Raw genomic sequence first — 8144 nt, 5'->3', positions numbered from 1 at the left:
AACCATTACGAGGAAATAGGAGTAGCATCGTGGTATGGGATGGAAGATCATGGTACACTTACAGCAAACGGTGAAGTGTTTGACCGTAACTTAATTTCCGCAGCGCACAAGACTTTGCCTCTACCCTGCTTTGTTCTTGTCACTAACCTAGAAAGCGGAAAGAAACTTGTGGTAAGGGTTAACGATAGAGGGCCATTTGTTAAGGGTAGAGTAATAGATCTTTCAGAAAAAGCAGCAAAAATTTTAGGATTCCATAAATCTGGGCTTGCAAAAGTAAAAGTTCAGTATCTGAGGAAAATGTCAGAACGATTAGTACAAAAAGCTCCTCATTATAAAAAGCAGTATGAAAAAGAAATGCAAAAACGTCACCCAAAGCAAAACAGTGCAGAAAGTAGGGGATACGTTGCATTTTTCGAAAATGCTCAGGCTGCCAAATCAGCTGCATCAAAGCTTCGCAATCAAGGAATAAAAAATGTTAGATTGCTTTTTAAGAACGACCGATATTGTGTGAAGGTGAGTTATAAGTAGTGTATAGAGGGTGTGAAGGTTAGATTCTGGAGCACTGTAAGCGTATAAATTCAAAAAGGTAAGATCACACATCTCAGGCTAATACTTGACCTAGAATTCAGGAGTTTTTAAACTGAACTCTATACAGTACTGAAAATGATAGGAAACCTAAGCGGAATAGTCGACGAAGTCCATAGCGATCATATAGTCCTGAATGTAAATGATGTTGGCTATATGGTATACCTTTCAGCCAAAACCTTAAATGCATGCTCCACTGGAAGTAAAATCAAATTGCTTATTGAAACCTATACAAATAATAGAGAAAATATTACCCAGCTATATGGTTTCATAAGCAGAGAAGAACAGCAGTGCTTGCGCTTGCTTGTTAAAGTAAGCGGCGTTAGTTATAAAACTGCGATGTCAATTTTGAGTAAATTGACCCCAGAGCAGCTATTTTTGGCGATTATGAATGAAGATAAAGTAACGCTCAAGATAAGTAGACTTGGCCTGAAACTCATTAATCGAATTATTACAGAACTGAGTGGCAAAGTGAGTAAATTAGAAATAAATAACGGCAATTTCCATACAATTAGAGAGGACGCTGTTTCAGCTTTGATCAACCTCGGGTATGAAAAAATGAGAGTTTATGATACAATAAAAAAAATACAGTATGAATCACCGAGCCTGGAGACTAAAGAGATTATTCGTATGGCACTTAAGGAGCTTTCAACATTATGAAGTCAATATCATGTGGCAAAGAATGTGCTGAAGATGCGCGTAATGTAAATATCAGGCCTGAACAACTTGATGATTTTGTCGGGCAAAAAGATTTAATACAAAGTTTAAAAATATTTATAAATGCCGCAAAGACAAGAACTGAAGCTTTAGATCATGTTTTATTACATGGTCCTCCAGGGCTTGGCAAAACAACCTTAGCACAAATCGTCTCTAAGGAGTTAAGGGTTAGCTTTCGCGCAACTTCTGGTCCTTTACTTAACAAAGCTGGAGATTTAGCTGCAGTACTCACCACTTTAAATGCAAAAGATGTCTTATTTATCGACGAAATTCATAGGTTAAATCGCAGCATTGAAGAAATCTTATATACTGCCATGGAAGACTTTTGTCTGGACATACTGGTAGGCGAAGGCCCATCCACTCGCACTTTAAGGATAGATTTGCCGCCATTTACATTAATTGGAGCAACAACGCGACTTGGACTGCTTTCTGCACCGCTGAGGGATCGTTTTGGCATCCCTTTGCACCTTGAGTTTTATTCTTCTGAAGAATTGGTTGATATTATAAAAAGAAGTGCAAGAGTCCTTTCTGCTGAAATCGAAGAGGGTGCCATGTGGGAAATTACCTGCCGTGCACGCGGTACTCCAAGAATTGCTTTGAGGTTACTCAGAAGAATAAGAGATTTTGTTGAAGTGGAAGATGATAAAAAAATTACCTACGAAATTGCTGACTCTGCGCTATCAAAATTGGGCATAGATAAGATGGGATTAAATAAATTAGATATGGATTATCTAAGATTTTTATTTAACACCTCAGGACCTGTTGGAATCGATACCATATCTATTGCGTTGTCTGAAGATGCTGGCAATATTGAAGAAACAGTAGAACCTTATTTAATAAAAATTAGTTTTGTAAAGCGCACACCAAGAGGACGTGTTTTAACCGATCAAGCAAAGGAGTATTTGGGTCTTCGATATTAAATAGCTCTTCTATCATAATTATTGTTGACTAGTTGATGTAATGTTATATGCTGGTATTGTGCATTGAAAATGTAGGTAGATATGCCAACTGGTAATAGTACTGAAACCGTATCTTTAATTCAAACTTCTCCTAATTTAAGTGTCAGTAACGATCTTTCTGATAATAATCCGACCTTGAATGTTCGAAGTGTGCCTAAGTCAACACTAAATAAGGACGAAAATAAATATGTCGTTCTTGATGATGAGAAAGCATGGAATAAATTCTTTGCATTGCAGAACGACCCTTCTACTAATACCACTAATAAGAGAAAACCGGAACCTTACGTTCATAAAGATAGTGATGGTGCATACAAGTATACTACTCGGGGTAAAAATAAATATAAAGGTAAGGACATTAGAGGCAAGGTTGCTGAATGCATTAAGCAAGAGATATCTGAAAATGCAAAAAATAATACTGTAAAATTTATAAGACTAAAAGAGGCCAAATTTGCTTCTATGAATGAAAATGGTATTGTTGAGCCTTCAGTAAGAGTTATGTTGGGTGATAATAGCAAAGAGATAAATATGGTTGATATTCTAAGTGGTGATATGTGCAAAAAATGTCATGTAAGAGCAATTACATTGATGCTGCCTACTGATAATCAATCTGAAAAAAGAGGAATACGTTGCCGGATTGATAATGATGGAAAAAGAATTTATGAAGTGGCTAATGGGTCATATCAAATGGCTCTAAAGTGGTACGTTGAAGGAAAAGAATGTAAAGTTAAAATTCTTATTAGTGATGATGGTTCCATAAAACTTGTTGAGGGCAATGACGTAACTAAAGAACAGTTACTTGCTCATAGAGAGGTAAAAGTGGGAAGGCAATATGAAGCAAAGTTTTTATACGAAGCATTAGCATCACAATTGCAACAAAAAAATTCTGAATCAATCAAAGTTTTGCAACAGCCTTCGACAGGTGTGACAGATGTCGATATACCACAACAACACCAAACTCCTGCTATTCAAGCTAAGTAAGTGAAGTTTCATACCAAATCTCAATGGTAAATTGAGAAGCTCCCCTGCAATTAGAGGTTGGGCAATTTATTATGTATCTTGTTTGATAACGAAAGTTGGTATAACCTTTATACTTAAGAAACTTACTAAATAGAAAAAAGGCAAAAAAAACCCTGGTCAATATCTATTTAAGAACTTAGCGTAATACCTTATACGCTTGGCAAGTAGCTGACCTTGGGATTATAAACACCCATAATGTTATTATAAGGGGAATTTCAAAACTTGTTAAGCAATTTTTTTGTGGAAAAAAATGAGATTAGTTAATTTTTAACTAATTAAAAAAAAGATAAAGAAAACCCATGATATGAGTTGTTTACTGTCTTCTCAAAAATTTGGCGTCCGGTTCTTTCTTTATACCGCTTAGTAAGCAAGGCTCAGCTAATGTGACAAAAATTTATAAAGACGTGTAGTGTCCATGCTGCAAGAACAAAACATAACACGCCTTGTTTTATACTGTGCTTTTGTCACTTAATACAGAGATTAAAGATAAATTTTAAGCCTAAAACACCCATAGTATTATGATAAGGGGGGTAAGCGAAGGTTGTTAAGTGGTTTTTTTGTTTCTATTGGATAACGCTACAACTTTTTTTCGCTTTCATCTGTCAGCTTTCTGTGTAGTGGGAATTGGTATAACTCCACTCGCTACGCAACAAAAGCTCAGCTAGAGCTTTTTAGATAAGATACTTATGAATCATGACTTTTCCTTTTTCTTGTACTTGATTGATTCAACACTACCCTGCTTAACTTTACTGCTTACTCCTTTCTCGTACTTACCATCCATGCAAATTGTTTTTGCCTTATCTTTCACTTCACTATAGTATTTGTTTCGTGACCTTTTATATGTTTCGTATGCCTCCCTGCTTTCATATATGGGGTTGTTGATAATCTCTATTTTTTCGGGTGTGAAAACTTTTGCCAAAAACTTTCCTATAATTGGTATTGATTTCAAGAAATTTCTTAGCTTTGAGTACTTATATTCTTTTTTCTTACTATGGTCCTGTGTTGAAGTTTCCTTAAACCCTTGTCTATTACGCTTTTTGTCTTGGCTCTCAAAATCAGGGGTTGTTTTTTCCCCCAATACCTTAAACAATTCGTTAAAATTCTGTTCCAGTCCTTCTAACCCCCATATTTTTCTTTGTATTATCTTATCCGCTTCTTTTGCCTTTTTACTCGTAAGACCATGTTTGAAAATTTTCTTTATTAGGTTGTTTTCTTGTCTGTACTCCCCATCTCCATTGTCTGCTAAGATTTTTCTAAACGTCAATTTCTTTTCTTTAATCAAATCAAACAGTTGTTTAAGCTTCTGGTTTTTGTTCACCTTATCAAAACCCTGATAGTCATCTACCAAAGAATACACAACTTCGGTAAGGAGCTTCTCGCGTGCCACGCTGTTTTTACGATAATCAACCCCTGCATCGTACTGGGCTTTACTTTCTTCTTTACCTGCATCAGGTTTAGTAAGTTTGTCGCGTTTTTCTTTACCCATTCCTCATTATCATATAATATTACTAATCTTGTATGAGAATAACTAAATTATGGTTAATTGCAAGGTAAAAATGTTAAAACAATTGTAAATTTTGTCAGTGAAAATATAATATAACTTTAAGTTAGAGGTTCATCTATATGGGGCACAAAATTGCTGTTGTTGGAGCGACAGGAAGAGTGGGACGCGAGGTACTGAATATACTTGCTGAGTTTCAAGATGAAGAAAAAATTTCGATAGATTCCATTATCGTACTTGCATCAAAAAAATCAAAGGGAAGAAAAGTGAGTTTTGGTGATGAAGAACTAACTGTCTCATGTCTTGAGGATTATGACTTTGTTGAAGTCAATATAGCTATTTTCTGTGCTGGGGCTCATGTTTCTGAAAAGTACGTGCCAATTGCAACTGAGGCAGGATGTATCGTAATAGATAACAGTTTACATTTCAGGATAAAAGAAGGTGTGCCACTAGTTATTCCAGAGATTAACAAAGAAAAAATCATGGAATACAAAAACCACAACATAATATCCAACCCAAACTGTACTATAATACAGATGTTGCTAGTACTGCACTTATTACACCAAAAAGCAAAAATAAAGAGAATTGTTGCTTCAACTTATCAATCGACCTCTGGCGCGGGCAAAGTAGCAATGGATGAACTTTATCATCAAACAAAAAAGATCTTTATGAATGAAACCAAAAAACCCGAGATATTTCCTAAGCAAATAGCATTTAACTGTATTCCTCACATAGGAGAATTTATGGAAGATGGCTCCACAAAAGAGGAATGGAAAATGCAAGAGGAAACAAAAAAAATCTTAAGTGAAGATATCAAAGTGACTTCAACTTGCGTGAGAGTACCAGTTTTTATTGGTCATGCTATAGCAGTGAATGTAGAGTTTTATCAGCCTATAACTGAAGAACAAGCTCGTAGAGTGCTAAGTGAAACCGAAGACAGTGGAATTTTAGTGTATGATAGGCGCGAAGGTGGCGAATATACAACTCAAATTGATGTTGTACAAGAGGACGCTGTATATGTATCGCGTATTAGAAAAGACAATACCGTTGAACACGGATTAAACATGTGGATAGTGGCTGACAATCTGCGCAAAGGTGCAGCACTAAATATAGTGCAAATTCTCGAGATTTTGGCAAGGGAACGCTGTAGCTCCTGTACATCAAATGGCAGCACGTAATGCATGAATGTTTTGCATATGCTCAAGTTAAGGGAAAATAACAGCGGGAAGAGTAATTTCAATATTGAACATTTCCGACAATAAGCTAAAAATTGTTTTTCCTTTTTGAAAATTTGCCCTTAATTTAACGCGTATGGTTATTGTATTTCTCTTGCTAGTGTCCATCCTATCTTGATTCCATTACTTCTTTACGTGAGTATTCCCAGTAATTTTGGTAAAGTAATGAAAAATATTCTTTGCTAAACGCTTTAGATGTGATACTTTTATCCATTAGTTGAAAATTTTAAATGCTACTACCCTTTCTGTTGATCTTATCTTTGATTGCCAAGTTTATTGAAATCGATGTTTCTGTACCTAGCTTTCCGGATGTGGTGCGCTATTTCAATGTGTCGGAAGGCACAATTCAATTAACTATTGCCTACAATTTCCTAGGTTTTTGCATAGTAGGGTTATTCTTTGGTCCATTGTCTGAATGCTATGGCAGAAGGAGAATTATGATAATAGGCAACACTCTGCTACTCGTTGGTGCTGTTGGCTGTGTTTTTGCACCTTCAGTTTTTTGGCTTTTAATTTCTCGCTTTATTCAAGGCATTGGTGTTAGCACATCTGTAGTTGTATTTGCAATTGTTGCAGATAGCTATAAAGGCGACGAAGCAGTGAAGTTTATCGGAATCATGAATTCTGTTCTCACAGTTGTCATGGCAGCTGCACCGGTTTTGGGCAGTTTCATCAATGAAATTGTGGGATGGCGCGGCAATTATGCAAGTGTTGCAATACTTTGTTTAATCTCCTGGGTTTTGCTGCTTTTTCTGTTACCGGAAACGAAAAAGGACCGCGATATCTTTAATTTGAAAAAAATGATGAAAGACTATGGAAAGCTATTATTGAGTTCAAAATTTATAGCACTGTCTTTGGTAATAAGCCTTTTTTCTGCTGCTTATATGTCATTTATCACTTGTGGACCTTTTTTATACATGGAGACTTTTGGTTTGCCCAGCGCTATTTATGCACTGCATCAAGGTACAATAGTTGGGTCCTTCTCACTCGTCAGTCTATTTACTGGCAGGATCTTGCAGAAACTTGGGGCAATAAGGTGTGTAATTTATGGTGCAGGTGTGATTATTATCGGGTCTTTGTTGCTTGTTATATTTAGTATAGTAATGCCCAATTTTCCCTACTCAATAACACTATCAATGATTATTTTCGTTGTTGGTTGTGCAATTTGCCAGGCAGTGCTTTTTAATGCGTCACTAAATGTTTTCCCTGAAATTAAAGGTACAGCTTCTTCTGCAGTTTCATTCATCAGATCTTTTATCATGGCTGTTTTTATTGGCTTAACGAGCTGTGTTTACAGTGGTCAAGCAATCAGTGCAGCTATTCTTGTTTTGTCTGCATCAGTACTAGCATTTATTCTTACTGTTTATTTATTGGTTTTAAAAGATCCTGTGTAATTGTTCTATTGTGGCTTTAACTCTCTCCCGCTAACCTTTCTGCTTCGTTGCATGAAATTAATGCCTCAATAAATTCGTCTAGTTCGCCCTCTTTTATAATTTGCTCTAGCCGATGTGAAGTCAGATTAATTCTATGGTCTGTTATTCTTGATTGTGGAAAGTTATAAGTTCTTATGCGTTCAGAACGATCTCCAGAACCTATTTGGCTTTTCCTCATTGTTGATCTTTGTGTTTCTTTTTTTTGCCTTTCAATTTCGTATAATCTTGCCCTCAATACTTTGAGCGCTTTAGCTTTGTTTTTGTGCTGCGATTTTTCATCTTGCTGTATTACAACCATTCCTGTCGGCAGGTGAGTAACTCTTACTGCACTGTCAGTTGTGTTTACTGATTGTCCTCCAGGGCCGCTGGACCTGTAAACATCTATTCGTAGGTCTTTCTCCTCTATTGTAAAATCGACCTCCTCAACCTCAGGTAATATGGCAACAGTAGCTGCCGAGGTGTGCAGCTTTTCCGAGGATTCAGTTTCTGGTACCCTCTGCACCCTATGTACTCCCGATTCAAATTTCAACCTTGCAAAAACTTCTGTGCCATTAATAAGTGCAGAAGCTTCCTTATAGCCACCTATACCTGTACTGGAAATGCTTATTGGCTCAAATTTCCAATTTCTCCTTTCTGCATATTTTTGGTACATGCGGAATAACATTGCTGCAAATAATGCCGCTTCTTCTCCTCCTGT

8 protein-coding genes are annotated in these 8144 nt (G+C 36.4%); 6 read left to right on the top strand and 2 right to left on the bottom strand.

All coding sequences use genetic code 11. From position 1 onward, the window contains the following. The 4 genes from IHO13_RS03390 to IHO13_RS03375 all read left to right on the top strand — a co-directional run. A partial coding sequence (locus IHO13_RS03390; RefSeq protein ID WP_225538283.1) for a septal ring lytic transglycosylase RlpA family protein occupies positions 1-528 on the top strand: 528 nt, incomplete at its 5' end. Between the two features lie 135 nt (positions 529-663). Further along, positions 664-1245 (top strand): Holliday junction branch migration protein RuvA, encoded by a 582-nt coding sequence (ruvA, locus tag IHO13_RS03385; RefSeq protein WP_225538282.1) that lies wholly within the window; start codon positions 664-666, stop codon positions 1243-1245. Further along, on the top strand, positions 1242-2222 hold the full coding sequence (gene ruvB, locus IHO13_RS03380; protein ID WP_225538281.1) for a Holliday junction branch migration DNA helicase RuvB: 981 nt from the start codon (positions 1242-1244) through the stop codon (positions 2220-2222). The genes ruvA and ruvB overlap by 4 nt, the downstream gene beginning before the upstream one ends. Before the next feature lie 81 nt (positions 2223-2303). Then, positions 2304-3239 (top strand): hypothetical protein, encoded by a 936-nt coding sequence (locus IHO13_RS03375; protein WP_225538280.1) that lies wholly within the window; start codon positions 2304-2306, stop codon positions 3237-3239. A gap of 730 nt (positions 3240-3969) precedes the next feature. Here the strand turns inward: IHO13_RS03375 and IHO13_RS03370 are convergent. Continuing rightward, a complete protein-coding gene (locus IHO13_RS03370; protein ID WP_225538279.1) occupies positions 3970-4764 on the bottom strand; it encodes a hypothetical protein in 795 nt (264 codons plus the stop codon). Positions 4765-4901: 137 nt separating this feature from the next. On the opposite strand from IHO13_RS03370, the gene IHO13_RS03365 reads away from it, so the two are divergent. Both IHO13_RS03365 and IHO13_RS03360 read left to right on the top strand, forming a co-directional pair. Continuing rightward, positions 4902-5957, top strand: coding sequence for an aspartate-semialdehyde dehydrogenase (locus IHO13_RS03365; RefSeq protein WP_225538278.1), 1056 nt, complete (start codon positions 4902-4904; stop codon positions 5955-5957). 287 nt (positions 5958-6244) lie between these two features. Further along, the gene (locus IHO13_RS03360) at positions 6245-7408 is read left to right on the top strand and encodes a multidrug effflux MFS transporter (RefSeq protein WP_225538277.1); all 1164 of its coding nucleotides are present in this window, start codon (positions 6245-6247) and stop codon (positions 7406-7408) included. Positions 7409-7424: 16 nt separating this feature from the next. Here IHO13_RS03360 and prfA read toward each other — a convergent pair. Continuing rightward, the coding region (gene prfA, locus IHO13_RS03355) for a peptide chain release factor 1 (RefSeq protein WP_225538276.1) at positions 7425-8144 on the bottom strand (720 nt) is incomplete at its 5' end.

Origin of the sequence: Wolbachia endosymbiont of Mansonella perstans, assembly GCF_020278605.1 — a bacterium.
Taxonomy (GTDB): Bacteria; Pseudomonadota; Alphaproteobacteria; order Rickettsiales; family Anaplasmataceae; genus Wolbachia.
This window is presented reverse-complemented; position numbering and strand designations above follow the sequence as displayed.

What these genes read in the sequence shown, in the direction of transcription:
- ruvA (WP_225538282.1), top strand. Translation starts at nt 664, where the DNA reads ATGATAGGAAACCTAAGCGGAATAGTCGACGAAGTCCATAGCGATCAT.
- ruvB (WP_225538281.1), top strand. Translation starts at nt 1,242, where the DNA reads ATGAAGTCAATATCATGTGGCAAAGAATGTGCTGAAGATGCGCGTAAT.
- IHO13_RS03375 (WP_225538280.1), top strand. Translation starts at nt 2,304, where the DNA reads ATGCCAACTGGTAATAGTACTGAAACCGTATCTTTAATTCAAACTTCT.
- IHO13_RS03370 (WP_225538279.1), bottom strand. Translation starts at nt 4,764, where the DNA reads ATGGGTAAAGAAAAACGCGACAAACTTACTAAACCTGATGCAGGTAAA.
- IHO13_RS03365 (WP_225538278.1), top strand. Translation starts at nt 4,902, where the DNA reads ATGGGGCACAAAATTGCTGTTGTTGGAGCGACAGGAAGAGTGGGACGC.
- IHO13_RS03360 (WP_225538277.1), top strand. Translation starts at nt 6,245, where the DNA reads ATGCTACTACCCTTTCTGTTGATCTTATCTTTGATTGCCAAGTTTATT.